Below are 26,819 nucleotides of genomic sequence, written 5' to 3' on the forward strand. Positions count from 1 at the left end.
TGCCAGACGGTCTCCAGTTCCGGTATGCGAAACTACCTCTTCGAGTTCGAGGAGAAGAAGCTCCCACCGGCCGTCGTTCTGGCGACGGGGGTTCTGATCGCGATTTTTACGCTCGGGACGCTCGTTCGCATGCTGACGCTGGCGCTGTTTTGATCCTCGAGCGTCGAGACGGGAATGGTGGCTACCGCCTTCGGGCTTGGCCATCAGAGACGGCCCACGAGACCGTCGGAGCCGTCTCGGTCCGGACCAGTGACCGAGTGTACAAACGCGTCTCTTAAGTTTCCGCGCCCACCTACTCCGGAGTACCGATGGAGTTTTGCGACGAATGCGGTTCGATGATGAAAGCCGAGGACGGCATGTGGGTGTGTGGAAGCTGTGAGTTCACGAAACCGAAAGGAGACGCCGCCCAGTACACCGTCACCGAAGATCAGGAGGCAAGCGAGATCATCGAATCCTCGGAGGAGACGTCGTTGCCCGAGACCGACGCCAGCTGTCCCGAGTGTGGCAACGACAGGGCCTACTGGTACATGCAACAGATCCGCGCCGCCGACGAGTCAGAGACGCGCTTTTTCATCTGTACCGAGTGTGAGCACAAGTGGCGCGAGGACGACCACTGACGGTCGGTCCGTCCCCGACTCGGAGACACCCGCTTACTCCACGCCGAACACCCGAACCGTTCGATCGGACAAGTCGTCCGGACTCGCGACGGTCACCGGGAACTCGACGTCACGTCTAACGGTAGCAGTCTCGTAGCCGAGCGTGACCGTCGTCGTCTCGCCGAGTCCGAGCGTCACGGCGTCGGTATCGACGACCTCGCCGCCGACTGCGAGTTCGATCTCCTGGCTTCCCTCGCCGGCGAACGTACCCCCCTCGTTTCTCACCTCGGCCGTCACCTCGAGGACGTCGCCCGCGTCGACGGGATCGTTTGCATCGGCGATCTCGACGGCGAACGGCGGCCTGACGTCGGGACCGGGGACCGAGTCGACGTCGCCGACGACGCCCGCGTCGGAGACGACCGCAGCCGTCGTTTCGTACCCGCGTTCGATCCAGTAGGCGTCCTCGATAGGTCGTGAGAGCGTGGCCGTATCCCGGTCGTCGCTCACGTCGGATTCGTCGACGACGATGGCGTTGCCGGGCTCGAACCACAACACGCTGCCGAGCCCACCGTCGGGATGGGAGACCGTCGTAGTTACCTCGAGCGTGTCGCTCGACCCGGCGGTCTCGTCTTCGCCCGGTTCGCTCGAGAGGGTCTCGATCGATGGTGGGCCGGAGCCGTCGGGATCGACGTCGACGGTCCATCCGACCGCCGAGTCGTCGGCGACGACGCGTACCTCCCTCGTGCCGGTCGTCTCGAACGTCGGCGAGAGCGCCGCTCGATTCAGGTGCGTGGTAACCGAGCCGAAAAACAGCTCCTCGAGGTTCGACAGGGGGCCGTCGTCGTCGACGTACCACTCCGCCTCGACGGGATCGGAAACGGCGGCCTCGAAGAGGACCGTCGAGCCGGGCTGGACGGCAATCTCGTCGGCGGGTCCGATCCGGGCGATCGACGGGTCTTCGGTGCCGAACACGGTAACGACCCGTTCTGCCGTGTCGGTGCCCGCTGTGACGGTCACCGGGAACCTGGTTGTCCGTGCGACGGCCGCGGTTTCGTAGCCGAGCGTGGTCGTCGTCACCTCGCCGGCCGCGAGGGTCACGGTGTCGGTGTCGACGACCTCCTCGCCCACCTCGAGGCGGACGGTCTCGGCGACGTCCTCGTCACCGACGTTCTCGAGCCGGGCCGTCACCGAGAGCGCCTCGCCCGCGTCGACGGGGCCGCTCGCGTCGGAAACTATCACGTCAAGTGACTGTCCACGCTCGGCACGTGTCAGACGCCCGGCTGGATAGCCGAGTGCAAGCGCCGCGCCTCCCGCGACGGCTCCCAGATACGACCGCCTGCCGTAGCTTGCCATGCTGTCGCGTTGTTGGACCGAATACATCAATCATTTTTCAGTGGGTGGCGACTGTCCTGGCGGCCGACGGATCGGGTGGTCGCTGATGCCGGCGCGTGTCGACGAGTGGGAGCGAACTACGTTCTCTCGCGCTCCAGGTCGGTTTCGACCGCCGCGACGAGATCGGTGAGCTCTCTCGAGAGCATCCCGCGGTGGGCTGCGAGGTTGGCGACGCCGCTTTCCGGAAGCGTCTCGCGCAGCAGGCCGGAGTACTCGCGGCGGGTCTCGAACTCGCGGTCGAGTCCGTGCTGGATCGAGCGCAACGTCTCGACGTGGGAGTCGGCGTTTCGGTTCGCCCACGCCGTCAGGTTACCCATGATCGTGTCGTCGACGTCGCGGTGTACCCGGTCGTTGGCCAGCGAGTTGTGCCAGCGGGTGGCGTAGTTGAGTATCGCGAGCCGGTGGGGCCACGCGAGGTCGCCGACCCGGTCGGCGTCGACGCTCACGAACGAATCCATGACGTACGTGACGGTGATACCGTCGTCCGTCGTGGACACGTCGGCTCGAACGACGTCCTGTTCGACGATGGGGAGGGTCGTCCGGTCCGTTCGCCTGTAATAGTAGTAGCCGATCCCCGAGAGGACGAGCGAGAGAAAGATCGTGGGAAGCATAAAGAGAAAGCCAATGACGAGTGCCATCGCGCCGTAGGGTCCGTACGGTCGGTACTCGATCGTCCCGTCGTCGACCCGCCGCTCGTCGGCGACGGCCACGATCCGATGGTCGACGGACTCCCCGCTTTCGCGATCGTCGGTCGTCGCGTCGTCGGTTCGACACTCCCCGACGTGACGCTCCATACCCCGACGGAGGTCCTCGATCGCCACCCCGTCGTACTCTCGTTTCGTGACCGCCGCCCCGTTCGGGCGGTCCCGTCGCGTCCGGCCGTCGTCGGTACCCATTCATCCGGTGTATTACGCTGGCGTTATAAAAGAAGTTCGTCACTGGATCGGGTCGGGTCGTGGCTATCATCGAAGCTGAAGGTATCGGCGGTCGTCGTCGCGGTCGCGACGGGCGGGATACAGGACGACGAAATTTCCTGCCGAACGCGTCGCGATTCGATTCGGCAGTGTCCGAAGCTCCGGATGCCAGCCGACCGTTCCCCGGCGGGCACTCACTGCAACGACCAGGTCGTCCGGACCGATCTCGTCGCGGAGGAACGTCGAGACCTCCTCCCAACCGTCGACGCGATCGATCGTCGCGGTCGGTCCGGTGTCGACCGACGCGAGCGCGTGTTCGACCCGGTCGGCGTCACCGCCGATCGTGACCGCGCGAACGTCGGCCCCGGCGTGATCGGCGAGCTGTCCGACGCGATGGGCCGCCTCGCCGAACCCCTGATTGTCGACGATTTCCGGTGGGCACAACAGGACGAGACGCTCCGTGACGTTGAGCGGCCGTCGAATCCGGGCGACGAATACCTGGACGGTCGTTCGGACGAGAACCCGGTCGATGACGTCGCCGAAGACCCGCTGCCGACGCGAGCGCGCCCCGTCCCAGCCGACGACGAGCGTCGTGATCCGGTTCTCGACGGTCGCGCGGACGATCCCGGAAGCGACGTTGTGATCGATCCGCGTCCGGCGCTCGACCGGAACCTCGGCGCCAGCGCCGTACGCCTCGACGTCCTCGAGCAGCGCCTCGGCTTCGGCTACCGAGGGATCGGTCTCGGTCTCCGGACCGGGCTCGACGACGGTGAGCGTATAGATGGGGTCGGACGGACGGTGCAACGCCAGCGCGAGGTCGAACAGCCGCTCGTGGTACTGCGATTCGGGCGAAATCGGCATCATGATTCGCTGTGGGACGTCGTCGGGGTCGTACGTCGACCGCTCCGTCGCGCGGGCGATTGCTCGTCCGGAACGGTCGACGACGATCGATCCGAGGACGCTGGCGACGACGACCAGAATCACGACGGCGTTTATCACGTGTTCGTCTAGCAGTCCGACGTCGAACCCAACGAGAACGATCGCCAGTGCGGCTGCAGCCTGTCCGACCGAGAGACCGAACATCGTCGACAGCTGGTCGCTCGAGTAGTCGTAGTGATACGCGGTGAGCCACGCTGCGGCGTATTTGGTGATGATCGTGAGGACGATGAACGCGCCGGCGATGGCGAGCGTTTCCCCACCGGCGACGAGCACGCGGACGTCGACGAGCATCCCGACCGACAGCAAGAAAAACGGGATGAAGAGGGCGTTGCCGACGAACTCGATGCGGTTGAGCAACGGTCCGCGACGGGGGATCAGTCGATTGAGGACGAGCCCCGCGAGGAAGGCTCCGACGATCGGTTCGACGCCAGCCACCTCCGCGAGGACGGCACAGGCAAACAGCACCGCCATCACGAACAGGAACTCGTAGTAGCTCTCCTGGTCGACGGTTCGAAAGAACCACCGACCGAGTCGCGGGACGAGTACCCACACGCCGGCGAAAAAAAGTGCCAGCCCGACAGTCAACTCGAGCCAGAATCCGACGCCGATCCCCTCCTCGACCGAGGCGACGGCGACCGCGAGAACGAGCAACGCGAGCGTGTCGGTGAGGATCGTCCCGCCGACCGTCGTGGCGACGCTCTCGTCGGTCGCGATCCCGAGTCGGCTCACGATCGGATAGGCGAGCAACGTGTGTGAAGAGAATACGGCGGCAAACAGCGCTGCTGCGGCGATCGAGAACCCGAAGACGACGTAGCCGACGACCGTTCCCACTACCTGGGGGACGAGAAAGGAGAGCAGACCGAACACGACGCTCCGGTCGGCGGACTCGAGAAAGCGATCGAAGTCGATCTCGAGTCCCGCGACGAAAAGCAGGTAGATCAGCCCGACCTCGCCGAGTAACACGATGGTGTCGTCGCGTGCCAGCAGGCCGAGCCCGTTCGGGCCGACGACGGCCCCGGCGACGATGATTCCGACGATACCCGGCAGCCGATATCGCTGCAACACGAGCGGCGCGGTCAGAAAGACCACCATCGCGAGTCCGAAGACGAGCACCGGGTCCTCGACCGGAAGCGAAACGCTCGGGGGAACCATTCGTACTGATCGACGGCTGCGTGATCCGTACCACGCCACGATACATCAGTTTCGCCCCGGATCGAAACTGGCGCACGACGGTCGGATGCCGCGGCCGTTTTGAATGGGTTTATGTTTCCGTGTGAATTCACCATCGAATACGACTCGTAACTCCGAGCATGGTTGAATATATCACGAACAGGTGTGGGGCTCCGTAGCGAATGTACACGACGAAACCGAACGCGTCATGAGAGCCGAACCCGCTGTGCTCGTCCTCGGGGGACCGCTGTCGCTCCCGCTCGAGGAACCGGTGCTCGTCTTTGCGCTCGCACTCGCGGTGTTTCTCGTCGCGCCGCTTCTGATCAAGCGACTCGGACAGCCCGGTATTGTCGGGATCGTCCTGTTCGGGGTGGCGATCGGCCCCGGCGCACTCGGGCTGTTAGACGAGAGCGAGGCGATCGTCCTCTTAGGCGAGGTCGGACTCGTCTACCTGCTGTTTACCGTCGGCCTCGAGATCGATCTGCGGGGCTTTCTCAAGGCACCAGAAAACGCCGCGTTGTTCGGACTGACGAGTTTCTTCGTGCCGCTCGTCGTCGGGGTCGGAGCCGGCTACTACGTGCTCGGGCTCTCGGAGTGGGCAGCGCTTTTGCTTGCGGCCGTCTTCGCTTCCCACACGCTGCTCGCGTATCCGATCGCCAACCGGCTCGACATCACCGACAACCGTGCCGTGACCGCCGTCTTCGGTGGTATTCTCTTTACCGATACGCTCGCACTCGTCGTGCTCGCGATCGTGATTGGAGCGATCGACGGCGGCCTCACGCTGGCATTGTTCGTCGACATCGCCGTCTCGCTCGCGATTCTCTTCGCCAGTGTGTTGCTCGTCGTTCCGCCGATTGCTCGGTGGTTCTTCCAGAACCTCTCCGACGAGAGTTACTACGAGTTTCTGTTCGTCGTCGTGGCGCTGTTTGCCGCCGCCAGCCTCGCCGAGGTGCTCGACATCTCGGGTATCCTCGGTGCGTTCGTCGCCGGACTGGCGCTCAACCGCCAGATTCCTCGCGGCGGGACGCTGATGAACCGCGTCGAGTTCGTCGGCAACGCCTTCTTCATCCCGTTTTTCCTGCTATACGTCGGCATCCTCGTCAACCCCGCCGTCATCTTCGACGGACTGCGCACGCTCGAGGTCGCTGGCGTCGTCGTCGTCGTCATGCTCGCCACCAAGGCCGTGGCTGCCTGGATCGTGGCGACGATCCAGGGCTACGACCGAAACGAACTGGGCGTCATCTTCGGGCTCTCGACGGGTCAGGCCGCCGCGGCGCTTGCGATCACGTTGATCGGCTACGAGGCCGGTCTGTTCGGCGATCACGTGCTCAACGCCGTCGTGCTCATGTTGCTCGTGACCGCCGTCGTCAGTCCCTGGCTCACCGAACGGTTCGGCACGCGTCTCGCTCTCGATGCCGACGTCGACCCCGGCGGCGAGGACGCTCTCGATCCGCGCATCCTGCTGCCGCTGTCGACCGACGCCGATCGTCGCCGTCGGCTGCTCGAGCTCGCGTTCGTCCTCAAAGACCGGTACGGGACCGAACCGGTCCACCTGCTCACCGTGGTCCCGCCCCGCTCGGGCAAGACCGAAACCCGGGTCGCCGAGGTCGAACGCGACCTCGAGAACGCCGCCGAGTTCGGCGGAGCCGCCGAGATTCCCGTCGAGGTCGAAACGCGGGTCAACCACAACGTCGCCTCGGGGATCGTCCGCGGGAGCGTCGAGACGCGCGCCGACACGATCGTCATTGGATGGGATGCCAGTCGGACGTTCGGCCGCCGGATCTTCGGTTCGACCATCGACCAGGTGCTGCGCCGGACGACGGTTCCGGTCGTCGTCTCGCGACTCGGCCACCCGATCAACACGACCCAGAAGCTGTACGTCGTCGTTCCGCCCGGACTCGATCACCACGAGGGGTTCTACGAAGCCGTCCACACGGTCAAGCGGCTGGCGATCCAGCTCGGGACGCCGATGACCGTCCTGGTCGTCGAGGGAAGTCCCCGCCAGTACGAGCGACTGTTCGGACTCGTCGAGCAGGAACTCACTGCCGAGTTCGACGAGGTCGACTCCTGGGGGTCGCTGCTACCGGAGTTGTCCACCCGGACCGGCTCGGACGACCTGATCATCGTCATGTCGCCCCGGGAGGGAAGCGTCGGCTGGCACAGCGAACTCGGAGAACTTCCGGGACGGCTCGTGGAACTGCCGCCGGAGTCGTTCATCACGATCTACCCGCGGGAGGACGAACCCGAGTACGACGCGACGTTTCTCAAGATCGAGTGATCGTCACGACGCGATCGGAACTCACGCACGTGTCTTCACGGCGTCATACGGTCTGCTGGACCGACCCCCCGGCACAACCGAAGGACGGGTCGCGGTTGTGGCGGGGCTGACGCACAGCGGTCCGTATCAGTCCGCGTGACGAACGACGTAGACGTCGTACTGCTGGTCGCTCGCGACCGGACCACCGACGCTCGACAGCGGCGTCGTCACCGAGCCCGCGTTCTCGCTGCCGACGAACACCACGTCGGCGTCGACGTCGGCGGCGACGTCGCGGATCGTCCGGACCACGTTCGTCGTCGACGTCGCCGTCGGTTCGTCGGAGTCGACGATCTCGTGGCGAAACGTCGCCTCGGGGGCGACGCTGTCGACGATGTTTCGCATCTTCCTGACGACGACGTCCGGATCGAACTGCTCGTGGTCCTGGATCCAGCCCCGTTCCCGTGCGTAGTCACCGTCGTCCGGCACGATCGTCACCGCGACCACGTCTTCGTCCGTGAGTTCGGCGTGTTCGGACGCTTTCTCGAGTGCCGCGGTCGACAGCGTCGACCCGTCAAACGGAACGAGTAGTGTCATAACCCACTGTGAAACGACGGACGAGGTAAAGGTTCGGTCGGGACCGTCGCGTCACCGATCCCCGTCCGCCCCGACGACCAGGACCGGAATCGGCGAGAGGCGAACGACCGCGTCGACGGTGCTGCCGAGCAGGGTGCGCCTGAACGACGACCGTCCGCGTGCGCCGACGACGAGCACGCCGACGTCGTGATCCTCGCCGTACGCGATGATCTCCTCGTGGGGAATCCCTGTCCTGATCGCCGTCTCGAGCGGAACGTCCGCCGCCTCGGCCCGCGTCTCGATCTCCTCGAGTGTGGATGCCGCGCGCTCGCGCAGCCGCTTCTCGACGGTTTCGGGGTCGACAATCGCGTTGTCGTACTCCCGGCGCGTCTCTACGACGGCGACGCCGTACAGTGGAACCTCGAGTCGGTCGGCGAGCGCGACCGCGTGCTCGACCGCGACCGACGCGTCGTCGCTGCCGTCGGTGGCGACGAGGATCGAATCGTACATACCCGACGTACGGACTCGTGGCTCAAAGTCGTACGGTCTATCGCCGGTACGGATCCTTCATCGCTAAGTGGCCCCGTCACAGAGAGGCGGGTAATGAACGGCAACCGTTTCGGTCGCCTCTTCCAGGTGACCACGTTCGGCGAGAGTCACGGCGAGGCGATGGGCTGTACCGTCTCGGGCTGTCCCGCCGGCCTCGAACTCTCAGAAGAGGACATTCAAGAAGACCTCGACCGACGCAAACCCGGCCAGTCGATGATCACGACGAGTCGCGGCGAACCCGACGACGTCTCGATCAAGTCGGGGCTGCAAGACGGCTACACCACGGGCACCCCGATCGGGATGGTCATCCAGAACAAAGACGCCCGTTCGGGCAAGTACGAACCCTTTATCACCGCACCCCGACCCTCCCACGGCGACTTTACCTATTCGGCCAAGTTCGGCACCCGAAACTGGGGTGGCGGAGGGCGATCGTCGGCACGCGAGACAGTCAACTGGGTCGCCGCGGGCGCAATCGCAAAGAAACTCCTCGCACGGGAAGGGATCGAACTCAAGGCTCACGTCAATCAGATCGGCGAGGTCGAAGCGCCCGAGGTGAGCTTCGAGGAGATACTCGAACACAGCGAGGAAAACGACGTCCGCTGTGCCCACCCCGAGACCGCCGCGCGAATGCAGGAGCTGATCGAGGAGTACCAGGAGGAAGGCGACTCCATCGGCGGGAGCGTCTACTTCGAGACCCGCGGCATCCCCGTCGGGCTCGGTGCGCCCCGCTTCGACTCGCTGTCGGCGCGGCTCGGCCAGGCGATGATGGCGATCCCGGCCGTAACGGCCGTCGAGTTCGGCCTCGGACGGGAAGCCCGCGAGTGGACGGGCAAAGAACGAAACGACGACTGGGAGTTCGATTCGGAGGGGAATCCGACGCCCGTCGAGAACGACCACGGCGGCATCCAGGGCGGGATCTCGAGTGGCGAACCGATCTACGGCGAGGTCACCCTGCACGCACCCACCTCGATCCCGAAGACCCAACAGACCGCAGACTGGGAGACTGGCGAACTCAAAGAGGAGAAAGTCATCGGCCGTCACGACCCCGTGCTCCCGCCGCGGGGGGTGCCGGTCGTCGAGGCGATGCTCGCGCTCACCCTCGTGGATTTCATGTTACTCTCGGGGCGGATCAATCCCGACCGCGTCGACGACCAACCCGGCGAGTACGACACTGATTACCACCCGAACAGCCCCCGAAACGAGTAACGATCGCCGGACTATCGGCTCGCCGTTCGAGGTGTCGGCGGCGACGTTACGTTTGTTATCGAGAACGAACATGTTAGGGGACGTTCTCGGAATCCATCATTATCAAAAACGACGGACGGCGTCGAGATCGCAATCCTTCACGATTGATGCATGGTAATGTATAGCAAAGTCTTTAGGTCCGGTAGAGCAAACGACTAGGTACCGCTGGCTTATAGCCACGACCTCACCATGAGCGACAACGAACTCATCTGGCGAATCGCGGGCGGTTCCGGAGACGGGATCGACTCGACGAGCCAGAACTTTGCGACGGCGCTGATGCGCGCGGGTCTCGACGTCTTTACACATCGTCACTATCCGTCACGGATTCGTGGCGGTCACACGTACGTCGAGATCCGTGCCGCGGATCGGGAGGTACAGTCACGGGGGGACGGCTACAACTTCCTGCTCGCGCTTGGCGACTCGTTCGCCCGGAACCCGCAGGAAGATTCCGTCTACGACAACGAGGAGATCAAACCACTCTCGGAGAACGTAGACGAACTCCGCGAGGGCGGCGTCATCGTCTACGACGAGGGACTGCTTAGCGAGGAAGACGTCGAGGAACTGGACCTCGAGGCGCGTGCCGAGGAGAACGACTGGCACGTCTACCCGCTCGATCTGCGGGGACTCGCGAGGGAGTACGGCCGCGAAGTCATGCGAAACACCGCCGGCGTCGGCGCGACGGCCGCGTTGCTCGAGATGGACCTCGAGCACATCGAGGACCTGATGGAAGATGCCATGGGCGGCGAGGTCCTCGAGACGAACATTGAGATCCTCCACGAGGCCTACGAATCGGTCCGAGACGAGTACGAGTTTACCCACGACCTGCGCGTTCCGGAGGGCGACCACGACGAACAGCAGGCGCTTCTGTCGGGTTCGAACGCGATCGCCTACGGCGCGATCGACGCCGGCTGTCGGTTCATCGCCGGCTACCCGATGACGCCGTGGACGGACGTCTTCACGATCCTGACCCAGAACTTCCCCGATATGGGTGGGATCGCCGAACAGGTCGAAGACGAGATCGCCGCCGCGGCGCTTGCCCTCGGTGCGAGTCACGCCGGCGTGAAAGCGATGTCCGGCTCCTCCGGCGGCGGCTTCGCCCTGATGAGCGAACCGCTCGGCCTCGCGGAGATGACCGAAACTCCGATCGTCCTGATCGAGGCGATGCGGGCCGGTCCCTCCACCGGTATGCCGACCAAGCCCGAGCAAGGAGACTTAGAGCACGTCCTCTATACGAGCCAGGGCGATTCCTCGAGAGTCGTCTTTGCACCCGGCGACATCGAGGAGGCCTACGAGCAGACGCGACTGGCGTTTCACCTCGCCTACGAGTATCAGCTCCCGGCGATCGTCATCTACGACCAGAAGCTCAGTGGCGAGAACAAAAACGTCCCGGTCAGCTTCTTCGATCGCGAGCCCGAGCCGGCGCTCGGCTCGACGCTCACCGAGGAGGAACTGGCCGAAGCTGCCCACGACGCCTCCGGGAAGTTCCGACGGTTCCAGCACGACCCCGACAACGACGCGGGCGTCAGTCCACGGTCGCTGCCGGGACAGGAGGGCGGACGATACCTCGCGACGGGCAACGAGCACACGCCCGAGGGACACATCGAGGAAGACCCCGATAACCGCGTCGCCCAGATGGAACGTCGGATCGGGAAACTCGAGGCGATCCGCGAAGAACTCGACGAGGAACACCCCTCGAACCAGACCTACTACGGCGATGAGACGGCAGACTTCGGTATCATCACGTGGGGGTCGTCCCACGGTGCTGTCGCCGAGGCGGTCGACCGCCTGAACGCGCACGGTCACTCCGTAAAAGGCGTCACCGTCTCCGATATGATGCCCTTCCCCGAGACGGAGATGACCGAGTTCATAGAGAGCGTCGACGAGGCGATGGTCGTCGAGATGAACGCTACCGCCCAGTTCCGCGGGCTGCTCCAGAAGGAGCTGGGTCGGTTCGGCGAGAAACTGACGAGCCTGCTCAAGTACAACGGTAACCCGTTCGAACCCGCAGAGGTCGTCGAAGGCTACGAGGTCAACGTCGCCGACACCGACGAGGAACCGACCGCACAGGTACGAATCGAACCTGCAGCAGGTGACTGACAATGAGCGCATTCAACGCAATCGGAACGGGAACGGATCGAGAGGTAGACCGCGAGGAGTTCACGCCCGGTCTCGAGCCCCAACCGACCTGGTGTCCGGGCTGTGGTGACTTCGGCGTCCTCAAAGCGCTAAAACAGGCGCTACCGGAGGTCGGAAAGAGCCCCGACGAGGTGTTGACGGTCACCGGAATCGGCTGTTCGGGCAAGCTGAACAGCTACCTCGACACGTACGGCTTCCACACGATCCACGGCCGGTCGCTGCCCGTCGCACGCGCGGCGAAACTCGCCAACCCCGACCTCGAGGTGATCGCCGCGGGCGGGGACGGCGACGGCTACGGCATCGGGGGGAACCACTTCATCCACACGGCCCGGGAGAACCACGACATGACCTACATCGTGTTCAACAACGAGGTCTTCGGCCTGACGAAAGGCCAGACTTCGCCCACGAGCCCGAAAGGTCATAAGTCCAAAACGCAGCCATCCGGCAGCGCGAAGACGCCGCTGCGGCCGCTGTCGATGGCGCTGACCGCCGGGGCGACCTACATCGCTCGCACGGCCGCGGTCAACCCGAACCAGGCGAAAGAGATCCTCGTGGAGGCGATCGAACACGACGGCTTCGCCCACGTCGATTTCCTCACCCAGTGTCCGACCTGGAACAAGGACGCCCGCCAGTACGTCCCCTACGTCGACGTTCAGGACTCGGAGGACTACGAGTTCGACGTCACGGACCGCCGTGAGGCCGCCGAGATGATGATCGAGACCGAGGACGTCCTCCACGAGGGGACCGTCCTCACCGGTCGGTACTACATCGACGAGGACAGCCCCTCCTACGGGACGGAGAAACGAGCGCTCGGCGACGTGCCCGAAGAGCCACTCGCCGAACGCTACTTCGACGACGACTACGAGTGGGAACGCAGCTACGACCTGCTCGATCGACACACGTAAGCGAGAACGTCTCCGACGTCAATCAGCGCCCCAACCCTGCGCGAATCGTTTCGTGAGCGAACTCAATACGAGCAACGAGACGAGAAGCGCGCCGAATACGACGGTCGAGTAGCCGTATGCGAGCTGGTAGAGGCCGTAGGCGACGACGAGCAACCCCATAAGCAGGGCTGTGGTACCGGCCCACCGCGAGACGTACGCCGGGTCGACACTCTCGTCGTAGTTGACGTGGAAGTCGGCGCGGCCGCGAAATGCGATGAAGTACGCCGGGATCAGGATGATCACGCCGAAGACGATCCAGACGATACCCAAGACGAGCTCGAAGTCGACCATCGACGAAACTGGGCGTGGCGGACGAATAAGTTCGACGATCGATCGGGCAACGGCGTGGCGGTTCGGGTCGTTACCAGCGGTGAGAAACCCACGAATCGAGCCGGCTTTTATTCTGCAACGCTGTCGTTTTCGGATACAGAAGATCTTTTTTGCGTCCGGGTAAAATAGATCGACATGAGCAGCCGATCGACGGAAGATCGTATCCTCGAAGTTCTCGAGGAAGACGCCCAGGCCTCCTACGCCGAGATCGCGGACCGGGCGGACGTCTCGAAACCCACCGTTCGAAAGTACATCGACCAACTCGAGTCAGACGGCGTCATCGTCGGCTACTCGGCCGACGTCGACCCGAAGAAGCTCTCGAGTCAGACGATCGCGCTGGTCGGGGTCGACGTCGCAAGCGAACGCTACGTCGAAGCGACCAACGCGCTCAAATCGCTCGAAGAGATCGAGTCGCTGTACAGTTCAAGCGGCGATCACATGCTGATGGCGGAGGTGCGAGCCGAAGACGGCGACGAGCTCGGCGACATCATCGCCGAGGAGATCCTCGAGATCGAAGGCGTCACGGCCGCACATCCGTCGTTCTTGCAGGAACGACTCAAGTGACGGCTTCGGGTCGAACGTTCCGCCCGGCAGCGTACGTGGGCCCCGGCATTTTGTCGTTCGGACGCGTACTCCGCCCATGGCAACGTACGAACGCGAGACCCGCGTCGACGCGTCGCTCGAGGACGTCTGGACGTTTCACTCGCGAGTCGAGGGTCTCGAGGCGCTGACGCCCGACTGGATGGGACTTCGCGTCGAACGCGTGGTCGGCCCCGACGACGTCTCGTCTCCGACGGTGCTCGAGGCGGGAACGGAACTCTCGCTGTCGATGCGGCCGTTCGACGTGGGTCCGCGAACGTACTGGACGTCGCGTATCACCTCCCGCGAGCGAACCGAGGGGGCGGCCGTCTTTCGCGACGAGATGATCGACGGTCCCTTCGATCGGTGGCTCCATACGCACGCGTTCTACGCCGACGGGACGTCGACGATCGTCCGCGACCGGATCGAGTACGCGCTGCCGATGGGTGGGGTGGGCGCCGCTCTCGAGCCGTTCTCGCGGATCGGGTTCGAGCCCATGTTTCGATACCGCCACCGGCGGACGAAGGCGTTGCTCGAGGGGTAGCGACCGTTCCGACGACCGTCACTCCGCCCGCGCCCGTTCGACGTACGTCTCTCTGAACGCCATCGCGACGTCCGAGTCGAGTTCGTCCCCGGCGATGACGTCGTCTTCCTCGAGGTCGTCGTACTCGCCTGCGTACTCGAGGGCACCTTCCCGGTCGGCGAAGGGATACGGGTTCACCATCGGTCCGTGAGCCCGGTCCGGATTCGAATCGAGGACGTAGTACGTCTCGTGGCCGTCGACGGCCTCGCCCGTCGCGACGTCGGTGACCCACCAGTTGGCCAGCGATGCCTCGGGTGCATCGAAGACATCGGGATAGACCGTGTACGCGATCGCACAGCCGGGCGAACAGAAGAACGCCCGCGTCCCGTCCTCGTGTGCAGCCTGGGCGTTCCAGTCGGGGTACTCGGCCGGCGGCATCGGGCAGACGACACAGACCGCCTCGGCTGGCACCTCGGCGAGTTCGTCGACCGGCACCTCGTCGGACGGCCAGAACTCGCCCTCGTCGTCGTCCGCCGGATCGGCGTCGTCCGCTGGATCGTCGTCCGAGTCGTCGCCCAGACAGCCCGCAAGCGCCGCGGCCGCTCCGATCCCCACGGCCGCCAGCAGCTGCCGTCTACTGGGCGGAGACGATGCGAACTCACACATGACCGATCGGTAGTGCTCGAGCGACAAAACCGGCCCGCTCTCGGCTCCCGAACGAGTGGACAACTGGTACAAAGCGTCTGTGGCACGATTCTCGAAACCATTCGACGGATGGACCAGACGGACTTTGAGAGGTGCGCGGGTACGAACGAATATGCGCGAACCAGACAAACTCGCGGTCGACAGGCGACGAGTGCTCGGTGCGATCGGTATCGGGACGGCGGTCGGTCTCGCAGGCTGTCTCGGCGACGACGACGAGCCCGAAGAGACCGACGACGAAGAGGTCGACGACGAGGCAGGTGACGAAGAGGTCGACGACGAAGTGACAGACGACGAGGAAACCGACGACGAAGACGCAGAACCCGCGCTCGACGAGCCAGCCGAGTTCGACGGCACCGAGTGTGCGGTCTGTGGGATGGCACCTGCGGAACATCCCGACTGGAACGCCCAGCTCGTCCACGAGACCGGAACGCGGGCGTACTTCTGTTCGTCCGGCTGCATGGCGGCGTACTACCCCGACCCGCTCGAGTTCGGCGACTGCGAAGCGCCGATCGAGAACGTGTGGGTCACCTGCTTCGGCGGCGAACTCGTCGACGGCGCGGAGGCGTACTACGTCCGCGTGACCGATCCGGACCACGTCGACGACATCATGATGATCAATCCGACGCCGTTCGCAGAGCGTGAAGACGCCGAGGGCTTCGTCGACGACTTCGAGGAGTACGACGACGAGGACATCATCACCCTCGAGGACTTCGACGAAGACCTCGCGATGACCTACCGGGAGGATCACTTCGAAGACTGAGTGGCGTTCAAAGCCTGAACTGATGGGTGAAACCGAGTGCGGTTGACCGGTTTCACTCATCAGTCGACGCTTGGAACGGTACTGAAACGGATTGTTGTTCCTGATTCCCGGGACAACGCAAGACGAGTCACGGTTGCCCCCGGAACGACACAGCAGTCAGTGAGAGTCGTCGATCCCGGATGCCATTATCTGTCGATACGTCTTACACCCCATATGGGAGACGCGTGGCAACAGGCGATCGAGACGCGACGTGCGGAGAAAGACGAGTACTTCGCGACGCATCCACGCTCGCCGATCCCGCCGGACGAACGGGGGTCGTTCGAGGGGCTCGCGTACTATCCGATCGACGAGGACTACCGGTTCGAGCTCTCCTTACACGAGTACGACGAGCCCGAACGGGTCACCGTCGGGACGAGCACAGAGGGCGAACGGGAGTACCTGCGCTGGGGCGAGTTCCGCGTTACCGTCGACGGCGAGAACGTGACGCTGCAGGCGTACAAGTCCGAGCCAGACGACGACCGACTCTGGGTTCCGTTCCGGGACGCGACAAGCGGCGAGGAGACCTACGGCGCTGGCCGGTATCTCGACCTCGAGGAAGACGCTCATCGAACGGACGAGGGGAGCTGGATTCTCGATTTCAACGAGGCGTACAACCCGACGTGTGCGTACTCGGAGCAGTACGAGTGTCCGCTCCCGCCGATGGAGAACTGGCTCGAGGTGCGGATCGAGGCCGGCGAGAAGAACTATCGGTGACCGACTCTCTCGAGGACGGGAGTCCGGCTTCGCTGGCGATTTATACGACCCGTCCGAGAGTCGATTCGTAGATGGATCTGCTCGGAAACCTCACGCTGGTGTTCGTCGCGGGGTTTATCACGGCGCTTGCGACCGGCATCGGCGTGTTACCGTTTTTCTTCTTCGATGAGATCAGCGATCGTCGAAACGTCGTGCTCTGGGGACTGTCCTCGGGGATCATGGTCTCGGCGTCGGTGTTCGGGCTCATCGAGGAGGGACTCGCGGAAGGGACCGCGACAGAGATTGCCGCGGGGATGGCTGTCGGCGTCTTGCTCGTCGTCGTCGCACGCGACGTACTCATGGACGCCGACATCGATCCGCGGGAGTACGAGGAAGCGGACTTCAAGAAACTCGTGCTCATTCTCGGCATCCTGACCGTCCACAGCTTCCCCGAAGGGGTCGCCGTCGGCGTCTCGTTCGCCGACCTCGGTCTCGAAGACGGTGTCCAGCTGCTGGGCATTTCCGTCCCGCTGTTGGCGATTTTCATGACGATCGCGATCTCGATTCACAACATTCCGGAGGGGACCGCGATCTCGATCCCGCTGAAGTCGATGGGCGTCTCCGAGTGGAAGATGGTCTGGTGGGCCGTCTTCTCGAGTCTGCCACAGCCGATCGGGGCCGTCATCGCGTTCGCGTTCGTGCGGTTCGCCCGGGAGTTTCTTCCCTTCGGCTTCGGGTTCGCCGCCGGTGCGATGATCTATCTCGTACTCACCGAGTTCATCCCCGAAGCCCTAGAGATCGGCGAGAGGCTCCCGAACGGCGGGAAGCCGGAACTCGCGGGCGGGATCGTCGTCGGCGTGCTGGTGATGATTCCGCTCGCGTTCATCTGATCGCTCGAGATACGGACAACGGTCCGTACGAGTGCCGACGCACGAATTGCTGGTGATCCTGCGCCGGGCGCTTACAGGCTAGTACCGTTCCAAGCGTCGACTGATGAGTGAAACCGGTCAACCGCACTCGGTTTCACCCATCAGTTCAGGCTTTGAACGCCACTAGGGCGACGGTCACGTCGTCGCGTACCGGGGTCGCTCGAGGTAGTCGATGGGATCGCAGACGCCGAGACGCTGGAACGCTTGCAGCCGGTAGGCACAGGCGTCACAGGTGCCACAGGCGGGTTCGCTCTCGCGGTAACAGCTCCAGGTGTGCTCGAATGGGACCTCGAGGTCGAGGCCTCGCCGTGCGATGTCCGTTTTCGAGGCCTCGACGAACGGCGCTTCGACCGCGATCTCGGTTTCGGGGTGGGTTCCGACGTCGACGACCCGTTCGAACGCTTCGAAGAACGCCGGCCGGCAGTCGGGATAGCCGGAGAAGTCCTCGCTGTGGGCACCGACGAACACTGCCTCACAGCCGTTCGCCTCGGCATAGGAGACCGCCATCGCGAGCAGGTTCGCGTTTCGGAACGGGACGTAGGTGTCCGGAATCTCCTCGCGCTCTAACTCCGCGTCCTCGACGTCGAGTGCGTCGTCGGTCAGGCTCGAGGCGCCGATCGTGACGAGATGTTCTGTCTCGACGTGCAGGAACTCGCGGACGTCGAGTTCGTCGGCTACCCTGCGAGCACACGCGCGTTCTCGGTCTTCGGTACGCTGGCCGTAGGAGGTGTGCAGGGCGTCGAGGTCGTAGCCGCGGTCGCGGGCCTCGTAGGCGACGGTGGCGCTGTCCATGCCGCCGGAGAGCAAGACGACGGCACGTTTTTCTGTCGATTCATCGGGATCGGTCGAGTGAGGGTCGGACGTCTCTGTCATGGTCGAACTCAGGTCTCGGGGGCGTCGTTCCACAGGTCGACGTGCAGGCGGGGCGTGTACCGGAAGCCGTACTCCATCGCGAACTCGGCCACGCGAGATCGGGTCTCGGCGAGGCGACCACGGGTGGCTCCTTCGGGCATCAGGAGGACGTCGTCGTCCCGTACTGGAACCGACGCCATCTCGCGGATCGTCTCGACGAGTTCGCGTACCTCGCCTGCATCGTCCTCGTCCGTGACGACGAACTTCAGCTGGAACTCGTAGGCGTCGACCAGCCGGGCGAGCGTCTCGTGGTCGATCCGGTCTCGTTCGTGGCGGTCCGCCCAGGTGCCGTCGTCCGGGGCGTCTGCTGGTCGACGATCCGGTGTCGGCGTCGAACTCGACAGTTTCGGGCTGATCGAGACGAGGTCGATCGGTGCCTCGCGGTAGATCGTCCCGTTCGTCTCGACGGTGACGTGATACTCCCGGGCCGAGAGCTCCTCGAGCAGCTCGACGACGCCATCGTGCAACAGGGGTTCGCCGCCCGTGACGACGACGTGGTCGACGCTGTGGGCGTCGACCTCCGCGAGAACTGACTCCAGCTCGAGCCAGTCGTGGGTCGGCTCCCAGGAGGTGTGATAGGAGTCACAGAACCAACACCGGAGGTTACAGCCGCTCGTGCGAACGAACACCGAGGGAACACCCGCGAGCCGTCCCTCGCCCTGCAGCGAGTAAAACAACTCGTTGACCGGCAGTGCGTCCTCGCACCCGGCGTCGTCGGTGTCGCCTCGAGACGGCGCGTCGGAGACCGGCATCTCAGAACCGGCCCCCGCCACAGAGCTCGCTCGTCTCCCGAACTTCGACGGCGACGTCCGTGACGGTCTCGGGCAGCCGTCGCTCGAGCTTCGCCTCCAGGACGACGCTCATCACCTCCGCCGTTGGCGGCTGCTCGAGTACGACGACGGCGTCGCCGTCGCCTGCGGTCTCGAACGCCTCGATCAGCGGATCGCCCGCCTCGAGGAGGAACGTGTGATCCCACTCGGATACGACGTCGGTAATATCGCCCTTGTCGACGATCCACCCTTCTTCGGTGAGCTCGCCGGCGACGGTGACCGAGATCTCGTAGTTGTGTCCGTGAGGGCGAGCACACTTCCCGTCGTGGTGTCTTAGTCGGTGGCCGGCGCTGATCCGGAGCGGGCTGTCGCGGCCGACGTGGATGACGCGGCGAGTTCCAACGATGTCGCCGTCGGCATCGCAGCCATCATCCTCGAGTATTCTCTCGACCATATCTCAGTATTCTACTTCGGTTACTTAACTCCTACAGGCTAAGTCCCCGTCCTCAAGGAGCAACGTAGCGACCATCGGGAGCGAGTAGCGCAGTAGGGCGGGGATCAGCCGCAAGCCAGTGTCACTCTCAACCGAAACGCATGAATATATACTGAATATATAGTCGTGTATGGGCACGTTCGAACTGGAAGGCGAAGAAATCATCGACCGCGAAGCGAAGGAGTTCGGCGGGAGTGCCCACGCCACCGTACCCAAAGACTGGCGCGGCGCAGACGTGAAAGTCATCCGCGTTAGCGACCCCGACGAAACCGACGACGAAAACGAAGAGTAACACGATGAACTACAACTACAGGTATCGCATCGAACCTGACGAAGCCGTCGAAACCGCGTTAGAACGGCATATCGATACCTGTAGGCAACTGTACAACCACTACCTGTACGAACTCCGCAACACCGACGAGTACCTGTCGTACACCGCGATGCAGAACATGCTTCCCGACCTGAAAGACTGGTGGGGCGAATTGAATGACGTGTACTCGAAAGTGTTGCAGACGGTCGCTCGCCGCGTTAGCGACAACCTCGACCGCCTCAAAGAGAAGAAAGACAACGGACACAAGGTCGGGATGCTCAAGTGGAAGCCACCGCGAGAGTATCGAAGTCTCACATACAACTGCTTTGTTGAATAGCTGCTGAACGATGGTTAGAGTGGCTCACAGAGCTTTTCTATGTTGATGATGGCGAACATGAGGACAATTTCACGGAACTGTCGATACCAGCCCAGCGCTCGCACGGCATCGCCGAGCGAGCGCTTCGTTGTCGAGTACGACGTTTCGGCCATCCAGCGCTGAGCGTAGCCTTTTGTCCGGATAAGCGTGTTGTTCCCTGTCGTGAGTGGTTTCGATCCACGCTGTAAGATCAGTGGTTCGACACCGAGGGCGTAGAACTCGTATTTGGTGTGCCAGTTGTGGAAGGCTTTGTCAGCAGCGACGGAAAGCAGGTCGTCCGCGTTCCGGCGGACGACCTGCGGCCCTGTCTTCGTATCGTGTTTCCACCGGGCTGAGATATGAACGTCAAGAACTGCAAGAGACTCTACATCGGTTAATGTGGTCACTTTCAGCGTCTGCACGCTATTCCCGGATCGCTGACGGTAATACGATGATGCAGCGTGTCGGTCGAAGAACGTACTGTCGAGAGCGACGTGTCCAGACTGCGGGTGTTGCTGCGCTGAAACGCGCAGCAACGCCCGCCACACCCACATTTTCAGCCGATCGAACGACTTGTAGATCGTGCTGTAATCCGGCAACTCGTCCTGATCGAGGCCAAGTACGTCACGAACCTCAGACATGTACTTCAGCCGGTTCGGCGTTTCACGGTAGCTATGGCCCTCTTCGAGCCGAAAACAGTGCAAAACGACATGTACCCAGCGGGCGAACCCGCCGCTGGCGGGCTCGCCCGCGTGCTTCCCCAACGCTTGTTTGGCTAGGTCTCGACACTGCTCAACGAAGTCGAGGATATCGATTTCCATACCAACCTCGATTTCCTCGACTTCATCCTTCTAACCCGTGATATCAGCTGATTAGATCGCTCTTCAACAGAGCACATACAACCAGTCTGGTTTCGAACTCAAGAACACGAGTGACCAGACGCTCCTCTCATTGTCCAAGATTGGTGAGGTACCGATACATACCCACCGCGACATTCCCGACGACGCCCGCGTCAAACAGGTCACGGTCAAACAAGAGAAAACAGGCGAGTGGTACGCCATCTTCGGCATCGAAACCGAAGCTACTGCGCCCGAAAAGCCCGCTCTGGATAAGGTTGACCGCGAGGATATGGTTGGCATCGACGTGGGCATCATCAAGTACGCCCACGACACCGACAGCACGATGGTCGGCAGCCTCGACCTCGACGCCGAGTGCGAGAGACTCGAACGCGAGCAACGGGCGTTGAGTCGCAAACAGGAAGGCTCGCAGAACTGGCACGAGCAACGCCGACGTGTGGCCCGCATCCACGTCCGCATCGTACGGAAGCGACGTGACTTCCTACACAAGCTCTCGAACTACTACGCTCAGAAGTACGACCTTGTGGCCGTGGAAGACCTCGACGTTCACGGGATGATGCAACTGCCGTCGAACAGTCGAAACCGAGCGTCGGCGTCGTGGCGAACATTCATCGACTTCCTCGAATACAAGTGCGACCGCGAGGGAACGCACTTCGTGAAAGTCAAACCTGAGGGCACGACGCAAGAATGTGCCGAGTGTGGTGTCGAGGTCGAGAAGGAATTGTGGGTGCGCGAGCATTCCTGTCCGACCTGTGGGTTTGAGACTGACCGTGACGAGAACGCCGCTTACAACGTGCTACAACGCGGTCTTTCGGAGTTAGGTTTGGGGCACGCCGAAGTTACGCCTGCGGAGACTGCACTCCCTACGTCCACGACTGGTGGGTCTGCTACCGTCGTGGATGCAAAGTGCGTCGTTGAAACAGGAAGCCCCACCCTCAAGGAGCGAACCGCGCAAGCGGTGAGCGAGTAGGGTGGGGTAGTTCACCGGTAGCCGACTGGCTGTGCGGCGAGGTCACAAAAAACGACCGGTCGGTTTCGATCGAGACGTCCGAACGGTTACTGGGTCCCGCGTTGTTCTTCCAGCCGGTTTTTGGCTTCGGTACGAGGCTTTCGAGAGAACTGGGGCCGTTCACCGTTGAAGTCGATCTCGAGCTCGTCGAGGGTTCGCCGGTAGATGTTCGTCCGACGTCCCTCCTCGGAGAGTCGCCGCCCCTCACACTCGAGGAGTCCGGCGTCGACGAGTTCTTCGATGCGACGGTAACAGGTCGCGATCGGGATTTCGATGTCCTCGCTTAGCGTCTGTGCCGATTTGGGGGTACCTGCAGCACAGAGGATCTCGGCGCTGTATTTGTTTCCAAGCGCAGCGAGAAGCGCGTTCGATTCCGATTCCTGATCGTTCGCCCAACCACCACGTGACATTCCACTCTCCGTTTGCCGATTATCAGGATTGAATCTTCCGGTTATCCTGAATATCCGCCGCTTCAGTCACGAGCGGCGAACAACGTTATACCGCCGGACAGAACGGCCGATACATTCACCGGAGGACGTTCCCGGTGATAGTGTATCAAAGCATCTGTCCGACGGTATACAAGAGCGCAAACGGGTTCGCGACGTTCGGTCTTCGACCGGGCGGTACCGAGGCGTGAACGCTCGTCCGAGAGTCAACCAGTCCTAGTTCGTCGGTTGAGCTTCGACGGCCGCGACGGCTGCGAGGTTCACGATGTCTCTGACCTCGTCGTCTCGTTGCAGGACGTGGACCGGTTCGGCCATCCCGGCGAGCATCGGTCCCACTGTGTCTGCACCGCCGAGTCGTTGCAGGAGTTTATACGCGATGTTTCCAGCCTCGAGGTTGGGGAAGACGAGTACGTTTGCCGGCTCGTCGAGATCCGAAAACTCGTAGGTCTCCTGGACGATCTCCTCGACGACGGCCGTATCGGCTTGCATCTCGCCGTCGACCGGGAAGTCGACTGCGGGATCCGCCCGGAGCCGAGCGGCTGCCCGACGCGGTTTACGGGTCCCCTCGTTGTCGACGCTGCCGAAGTTCGAGTACGACAGCAACGCGGCACGCGGCTCGACGTCGAACCGACGAGCGATCTCCGCCGCGTGGCGGGTCACCTCCTCGAGGGTCTCCGCGTCGGGATCCTGATTGACCGTCGCGTCCGCCAGGAAGACGACGCGGTTTTTGAACGTGAGCATGTAGACGCCCGCAGCGTGGGTCACGTCCGCCGCGGTGCCGACGACCTGCAGGAGTGGTCGAAGCGCCGAGGGGTAGTGATACGTCAACCCAGTCAACATGGCGTCGGCGTCATCTTGTTCGACCATTACCGCGCCGAAGTAGTTGCTGTCTCGGGTCAGTTCGGCCGCTTCTTTTCGGGTGATTCCCTTGCGACGCCGACGTTCGTAGAGCGCGTCGACGTACGTCTCGTACTCCCCGGCCGCCGGATCGACGACGTCGGGATCGAACTCGAGGCCCACGTCGTCGACGATTCGGCGTATCTTGGCTTCGTTGCCGAGGAGGATCGGCCGGGCGATGTTCCGATCGGCGAGCTGGTACGCCGCGCGAACGATCTTTTCGTCGTCCCCCTCCGCGAGCGCGACGCGCTGGGGATCGCTTTTGGCTTTGTTACGGACGACGCGCATCATCTCGCGGGATTTACCCAGGCGGGCTTCGAGTCGCTCGAGATAGCGATCGGGATCGACCGTGGTGCGGGCAGCGCCGCTCTCGATCGCCGCTTGTGCAACCGCAGGTGCTACCTCGAACAGGATGCGGGGATCCACCGGCTTCGGAATGATGTACTCGGGGCCGAACTGGAGCGGCTGGTCTCCGTAGGCTTTTCGGACGGCGTCTGGGACGTCCGCCTTCGCAAGGTCGGCGATCGCTTCGGCCGCGGCGACTTTCATCGTTTCGTTGATCTCGGTCGCCCGGACGTCGAGCGCGCCGCGGAAGATGAAGGGGAACCCGAGGACGTTGTTCACCTGGTTCGGGTAATCGGAGCGCCCGGTCGCCATGATGACGGTGTCCTCCCGAGCCGTCTTGGCTTCCTCGTAGCCGATCTCCGGATCCGGGTTCGCCATCGCGAAGACGATCGGGTTCTCGGCCATCGAACGGACCATCTCTCGATCGACGATGCCGCCGGCCGAGAGGCCGACGAAGACGTCCGCATCCGCCATCGCATCGGACAGACCCCCGTCGGGAACGTCGCGGGCGAACTCGCGGTTGTGCGGGTTGAGATCGCCGGCTTCCGCCCGCTCGGTCGTGAGAATGCCGTCGATGTCGACCATGGTGATGTTCTCCGTTTGCACGCCGAGTGACACGTAAAAGCGAGCCGTCGCGACCGCCGCTGCACCGGCGCCGGCGAACGTCACCTCGAGGTCCTCGAGCGCCTTTCCGGAAATTTCTGTCGCGTTCAGGAGCGCTGCTCCCGAGATGATCGCCGTTCCGTGCTGGTCGTCGTGGAAGACGGGAATCGATAGCCGCTCGCGGAGCCGGGCCTCGATCTCGAAGCACTCGGGGGCTTTGATGTCCTCGAGGTTGATCCCGCCGAACGTCGGCTCCATTCCCGCAACGGACTCGACGAACGCGGTCGGATCGTCGTGATCGAGTTCGATGTCGAACACGTCGATGTCGGCGAACCGCTTGAAGAGCACGCCTTTGCCTTCCATAACCGGTTTCGACGCCTGCGGGCCGATGTCGCCGAGTCCGAGGACGGCGCTCCCGTTAGAGACCACGCCGACCAGATTCTCCTTGATCGTATACTGGTACGCCGCGTCGGAATCGTCCGCGATCTCGCGACACGGTCCGGCGACGCCCGGCGAGTACGCGAGGCTTAACTCGCGCTGGGTGGTCGTCGATTTCGTCGTCGTGACCTCGAGCTTTCCCGCCGGCTCTCGTCGGTGGTACTCGAGTGAGTCTTCTTCCAGTGACATACCCCACCTCCCAACCAAACGGGCAAAAATATTCGGATATAGGAGATAGGTACGGCACTAAATCGGAAGTAAATTATAAATTGTCCTTGACGGTTTTTCGTTACCGTCCGCTCGCAGTCCTGCTCGACATCGACCGCACTCGAGTCCGACAGTGCAGACGACGAGTCACGAGAGCTGATTCGGAGTCGATGCCTGCCGTCGGCGTGCCGTCATAGCCAGCCCTACAGCAGAAACGTCCGAGTCGTCTCGCGTCGGTATGGACGTCCTCGTCCGGTTGCTGGCGTTGCTCGTCGTCCTTCTGGTCGGGACGGGGCTCCGAGTGGTGGGTGTTCTCGATGCGAAACGGACCGATCGGCTGAACGCGGTCGCCTACTACGTCGCGCTTCCGGCGCTCATCTTCATCGCCACCTACGATCAGGCGATCGGCGAGTTGCTGTCGCCGGCACTGGTCGTGGGGCTTTTGGTCGTCCTGTTTACGACGGCAGGGATCGCGTGGGTCGTCCACCGAAACCAACACGGGAACGGTCGCCGGAGTGTCGCGATCGTCCAGTCCTATCACTCGAACCTCGGGTATCTCGGTCTCCCGCTGGTCGCGGCGACGTTCGGTGCCCCGGTGACTGCGATCGCGAGCGTCGTACTCGGTATCGTAACGCTCGTTCAGGTCCCGCTGACTATTTTCGTCCTCTCTACGTTCAACGGCGCTGATGCGGACCTCGCTGCCGAACTACGGGGTCTCGCGGTCAATCCAGTGTTGCTCTCGCTCGTCGTTGGCCTCACCATCGGATCGGTCGGTCTCACCATCCCCGGTGCCGTCGAACTCGGTCTCGATGGACTCGGCTCGCTCGCGCTCCCGCTTGCGTTACTCTGTGTCGGCGCGTCGCTCGAGGTCGACCGTCCGTCGATCGATTTCGGTGCGACTGGGACCGTCGTCGCGCTGAAGATCGTTTGTATGCCGGCACTCGCCTGGCTCGTCTTTTCATTCCTGGCAGTCGACACGTCGACGTTCGTCGCGTCGGTCGTGATGCTCGGGACCCCCACCGCCGTCTCGACGTACGTTTTCGCCGCCAAACTCGAGGGCGACGAGGAGTTCGCGTCGCTGAACGTGTTCACGACGACGCTCGGTTCGATTCTGACGCTGTTCGTGCTGATCACGCTCATGGCGTAGCACCTCCAGTCGGTCGAGACGCCTTTTACCCATCGCCTGCTACGACCGCTCATGGAAGTTGCGATCGTGACGGTCGGTGACGAACTGCTCGCCGGTCGAACGACGAACACGAACGCCACGTGGCTCTGTGAACGGCTGACCGAAAACGGCGTCCACGTCGAACGCGTCACGTCTCTTCCCGACCGAGTCGGGGACATCGCCCGCGTCGTCAACGAGTATCGAGCGGCGTACGACGCCGTCATCGTCACCGGCGGGCTCGGTCCCACCCACGACGACGTCACGATGGACGCCGTCGCCGCGGCGCTCGACCGTCCGCTCGAGGAACACGAGGAAGCACTCGCGTGGCTCACGGACGAGGGCGGGTACACGCGTCAGGACCTCGCTGACGGGACGGCACACCTCCCGGAGGGTGCGCGCGCGCTCCACAACGAGGCCGGCGTCGCGCCCGGTGCCGCCGTCGAGAACGTCTACGTCCTTCCCGGCGTGCCCACGGAGATGAAGGCGATGTTCGAGACGATCGCATCCGAGTTCAACGGCACGAGGCGATACCGTGAGGTCATCAGAGCCGACGAGCCGGAGAGTGCGCTGTTGGATCGGATCGAGAAACTCCGCGAGACGTTCGACGTCACCGTCGGCAGCTACCCTGGCGACGTGGTTCGGGTCTCGATCGAGAGCACGGACGAGTCGACCGTCGAGGCGGCCGCGGCGTGGCTTCGCGAGCGCGTCGAGAGGCCGTAGTTTCGAGACGGGGCCGAAA

At 63.3% G+C, this 26,819-nt stretch carries 28 protein-coding genes and 1 pseudogene; 16 read left to right on the forward strand and 13 right to left on the reverse strand.

Annotated features, from left to right (window positions below; translation table 11 throughout):
• Positions 1-24 precede the first annotated feature (24 nt).
• A complete protein-coding gene (locus QQ977_RS03110) occupies positions 25-153 on the forward strand; it encodes a hypothetical protein (protein WP_285927474.1) in 129 nt (42 codons plus the stop codon).
• 155 nt (positions 154-308) lie between these two features.
• A complete protein-coding gene (locus tag QQ977_RS03115; protein ID WP_285927475.1) occupies positions 309-617 on the forward strand; it encodes a transcription factor S in 309 nt (102 codons plus the stop codon).
• Between the two features lie 33 nt (positions 618-650).
• On the opposite strand, the gene QQ977_RS03120 is transcribed toward QQ977_RS03115, so the two are convergent.
• The 3 genes from QQ977_RS03120 to QQ977_RS03130 all read right to left on the reverse strand — a co-directional run bounded on the left by QQ977_RS03120 (position 651) and on the right by QQ977_RS03130 (position 4,993).
• Positions 651-1,949: a hypothetical protein gene (locus QQ977_RS03120; RefSeq protein WP_285927476.1), complete on the reverse strand. Its 1,299-nt coding sequence runs from the start codon at positions 1,947-1,949 to the stop codon at positions 651-653.
• 116 nt (positions 1,950-2,065) lie between these two features.
• On the reverse strand, positions 2,066-2,884 hold the full coding sequence (locus QQ977_RS03125) for a hypothetical protein (RefSeq protein WP_285927477.1): 819 nt from the start codon (positions 2,882-2,884) through the stop codon (positions 2,066-2,068).
• 66 nt (positions 2,885-2,950) lie between these two features.
• Positions 2,951-4,993, reverse strand: coding sequence for a cation:proton antiporter (locus QQ977_RS03130; RefSeq protein ID WP_285927478.1), 2,043 nt, complete (start codon positions 4,991-4,993; stop codon positions 2,951-2,953).
• Positions 4,994-5,219: 226 nt separating this feature from the next.
• Here QQ977_RS03130 and QQ977_RS03135 point away from each other — a divergent pair, with 226 nt between their 5' ends.
• Positions 5,220-7,289, forward strand: coding sequence for a cation:proton antiporter (locus tag QQ977_RS03135; RefSeq protein WP_285927479.1), 2,070 nt, complete (start codon positions 5,220-5,222; stop codon positions 7,287-7,289).
• 126 nt (positions 7,290-7,415) lie between these two features.
• Here QQ977_RS03135 and QQ977_RS03140 read toward each other — a convergent pair whose 3' ends face one another.
• On the reverse strand, positions 7,416-7,862 hold the full coding sequence (locus tag QQ977_RS03140) for a universal stress protein (protein ID WP_285927480.1): 447 nt from the start codon (positions 7,860-7,862) through the stop codon (positions 7,416-7,418).
• Positions 7,863-7,913: 51 nt separating this feature from the next.
• The gene (locus tag QQ977_RS03145) at positions 7,914-8,351 is read right to left on the reverse strand and encodes a universal stress protein (protein WP_285927481.1); all 438 of its coding nucleotides are present in this window, start codon (positions 8,349-8,351) and stop codon (positions 7,914-7,916) included.
• Between the two features lie 93 nt (positions 8,352-8,444).
• On the opposite strand from QQ977_RS03145, the gene aroC reads away from it, so the two are divergent.
• The 3 genes from aroC to QQ977_RS03160 all read left to right on the forward strand — a co-directional run bounded on the left by aroC (position 8,445) and on the right by QQ977_RS03160 (position 12,676).
• Positions 8,445-9,596: a chorismate synthase gene (aroC, locus tag QQ977_RS03150; RefSeq protein WP_285927482.1), complete on the forward strand. Its 1,152-nt coding sequence runs from the start codon at positions 8,445-8,447 to the stop codon at positions 9,594-9,596.
• 228 nt (positions 9,597-9,824) lie between these two features.
• Positions 9,825-11,732, forward strand: coding sequence for a 2-oxoacid:acceptor oxidoreductase subunit alpha (locus QQ977_RS03155; protein WP_285927483.1), 1,908 nt, complete (start codon positions 9,825-9,827; stop codon positions 11,730-11,732).
• A gap of 2 nt (positions 11,733-11,734) precedes the next feature.
• Positions 11,735-12,676: a thiamine pyrophosphate-dependent enzyme gene (locus QQ977_RS03160; protein ID WP_285927484.1), complete on the forward strand. Its 942-nt coding sequence runs from the start codon at positions 11,735-11,737 to the stop codon at positions 12,674-12,676.
• Positions 12,677-12,694: 18 nt separating this feature from the next.
• On the opposite strand, the gene QQ977_RS03165 is transcribed toward QQ977_RS03160, so the two are convergent.
• Positions 12,695-13,006, reverse strand: a complete 312-nt coding sequence (locus QQ977_RS03165; protein ID WP_285927485.1) for a hypothetical protein — start codon at positions 13,004-13,006, stop codon at positions 12,695-12,697.
• A 174-nt stretch (positions 13,007-13,180) separates the two neighbouring features.
• Here QQ977_RS03165 and lrpA1 point away from each other — a divergent pair, with 174 nt between their 5' ends.
• Complete coding sequence (lrpA1, locus tag QQ977_RS03170) at positions 13,181-13,609, forward strand: HTH-type transcriptional regulator LrpA1 (protein ID WP_285927486.1); 429 nt, start codon at positions 13,181-13,183, stop codon at positions 13,607-13,609.
• A 76-nt stretch (positions 13,610-13,685) separates the two neighbouring features.
• A complete protein-coding gene (locus QQ977_RS03175; RefSeq protein ID WP_285927487.1) occupies positions 13,686-14,168 on the forward strand; it encodes an SRPBCC family protein in 483 nt (160 codons plus the stop codon).
• Positions 14,169-14,186: 18 nt separating this feature from the next.
• Here QQ977_RS03175 and QQ977_RS03180 read toward each other — a convergent pair whose 3' ends face one another.
• The gene (locus QQ977_RS03180) at positions 14,187-14,813 is read right to left on the reverse strand and encodes a nitrous oxide reductase accessory protein NosL (protein ID WP_285927488.1); all 627 of its coding nucleotides are present in this window, start codon (positions 14,811-14,813) and stop codon (positions 14,187-14,189) included.
• 151 nt (positions 14,814-14,964) lie between these two features.
• Between QQ977_RS03180 and QQ977_RS03185 the strand changes: the two genes are divergently transcribed.
• From QQ977_RS03185 to QQ977_RS03195, 3 genes are all read left to right on the forward strand, one after another.
• Positions 14,965-15,612: a nitrous oxide reductase accessory protein NosL gene (locus tag QQ977_RS03185; protein WP_285927489.1), complete on the forward strand. Its 648-nt coding sequence runs from the start codon at positions 14,965-14,967 to the stop codon at positions 15,610-15,612.
• 213 nt (positions 15,613-15,825) lie between these two features.
• Positions 15,826-16,365 carry a DUF1684 domain-containing protein gene (locus QQ977_RS03190; protein WP_285927490.1) on the forward strand — a complete coding sequence of 180 codons (540 nt, stop codon included), beginning with the start codon at positions 15,826-15,828 and terminating at the stop codon, positions 16,363-16,365.
• Between the two features lie 71 nt (positions 16,366-16,436).
• Positions 16,437-17,234, forward strand: a complete 798-nt coding sequence (locus QQ977_RS03195) for a ZIP family metal transporter (RefSeq protein ID WP_285927491.1) — start codon at positions 16,437-16,439, stop codon at positions 17,232-17,234.
• Positions 17,235-17,408: 174 nt separating this feature from the next.
• Here QQ977_RS03195 and queC read toward each other — a convergent pair whose 3' ends face one another.
• From queC to QQ977_RS03210, 3 genes are read right to left on the reverse strand one after another with little or no spacing between them, the layout of a single operon-like run.
• Positions 17,409-18,146: a 7-cyano-7-deazaguanine synthase QueC gene (gene queC, locus QQ977_RS03200; RefSeq protein ID WP_285927492.1), complete on the reverse strand. Its 738-nt coding sequence runs from the start codon at positions 18,144-18,146 to the stop codon at positions 17,409-17,411.
• A gap of 8 nt (positions 18,147-18,154) precedes the next feature.
• A complete protein-coding gene (locus tag QQ977_RS03205) occupies positions 18,155-18,937 on the reverse strand; it encodes a 7-carboxy-7-deazaguanine synthase QueE (protein ID WP_285927493.1) in 783 nt (260 codons plus the stop codon).
• Position 18,938: 1 nt separating this feature from the next.
• Positions 18,939-19,409 carry a 6-pyruvoyl trahydropterin synthase family protein gene (locus QQ977_RS03210; protein ID WP_285927494.1) on the reverse strand — a complete coding sequence of 157 codons (471 nt, stop codon included), beginning with the start codon at positions 19,407-19,409 and terminating at the stop codon, positions 18,939-18,941.
• 169 nt (positions 19,410-19,578) lie between these two features.
• Between QQ977_RS03210 and QQ977_RS03215 the strand changes: the two genes are divergently transcribed.
• On the forward strand, positions 19,579-19,740 hold the full coding sequence (locus QQ977_RS03215) for a DUF2080 family transposase-associated protein (protein WP_285927495.1): 162 nt from the start codon (positions 19,579-19,581) through the stop codon (positions 19,738-19,740).
• A gap of 4 nt (positions 19,741-19,744) precedes the next feature.
• Positions 19,745-20,095 carry a helix-turn-helix domain-containing protein gene (locus tag QQ977_RS03220; protein WP_285927496.1) on the forward strand — a complete coding sequence of 117 codons (351 nt, stop codon included), beginning with the start codon at positions 19,745-19,747 and terminating at the stop codon, positions 20,093-20,095.
• Positions 20,096-20,109: 14 nt separating this feature from the next.
• Here the strand turns inward: QQ977_RS03220 and QQ977_RS03225 are convergent, their stop codons facing one another.
• Positions 20,110-20,934, reverse strand: coding sequence for an IS5 family transposase (locus tag QQ977_RS03225; protein ID WP_285926176.1), 825 nt, complete (start codon positions 20,932-20,934; stop codon positions 20,110-20,112).
• 73 nt (positions 20,935-21,007) lie between these two features.
• On the opposite strand from QQ977_RS03225, the pseudogene QQ977_RS03230 reads away from it, so the two are divergent.
• Positions 21,008-21,940, forward strand: a pseudogene (locus QQ977_RS03230) (RNA-guided endonuclease InsQ/TnpB family protein); the annotation flags it as partial.
• 86 nt (positions 21,941-22,026) lie between these two features.
• Here QQ977_RS03230 and QQ977_RS03235 read toward each other — a convergent pair.
• Both QQ977_RS03235 and QQ977_RS03240 read right to left on the reverse strand, forming a co-directional pair.
• The gene (locus tag QQ977_RS03235; protein ID WP_285927498.1) at positions 22,027-22,389 is read right to left on the reverse strand and encodes a winged helix-turn-helix domain-containing protein; all 363 of its coding nucleotides are present in this window, start codon (positions 22,387-22,389) and stop codon (positions 22,027-22,029) included.
• Between the two features lie 252 nt (positions 22,390-22,641).
• Positions 22,642-24,897: an NADP-dependent malic enzyme gene (locus tag QQ977_RS03240; protein WP_285927499.1), complete on the reverse strand. Its 2,256-nt coding sequence runs from the start codon at positions 24,895-24,897 to the stop codon at positions 22,642-22,644.
• Positions 24,898-25,153: 256 nt separating this feature from the next.
• Here QQ977_RS03240 and QQ977_RS03245 point away from each other — a divergent pair, with 256 nt between their 5' ends.
• Both QQ977_RS03245 and QQ977_RS03250 read left to right on the forward strand, forming a co-directional pair.
• Positions 25,154-26,062 (forward strand): AEC family transporter, encoded by a 909-nt coding sequence (locus tag QQ977_RS03245; protein WP_285927500.1) that lies wholly within the window; start codon positions 25,154-25,156, stop codon positions 26,060-26,062.
• Between the two features lie 51 nt (positions 26,063-26,113).
• Positions 26,114-26,800 carry a competence/damage-inducible protein A gene (locus QQ977_RS03250; RefSeq protein WP_285927501.1) on the forward strand — a complete coding sequence of 229 codons (687 nt, stop codon included), beginning with the start codon at positions 26,114-26,116 and terminating at the stop codon, positions 26,798-26,800.
• Positions 26,801-26,819 lie beyond the last annotated feature (19 nt).

This window comes from Natrialbaceae archaeon AArc-T1-2, assembly GCF_030273315.1.
Classification (GTDB): Archaea; Halobacteriota; Halobacteria; order Halobacteriales; family Natrialbaceae; genus Tc-Br11-E2g1.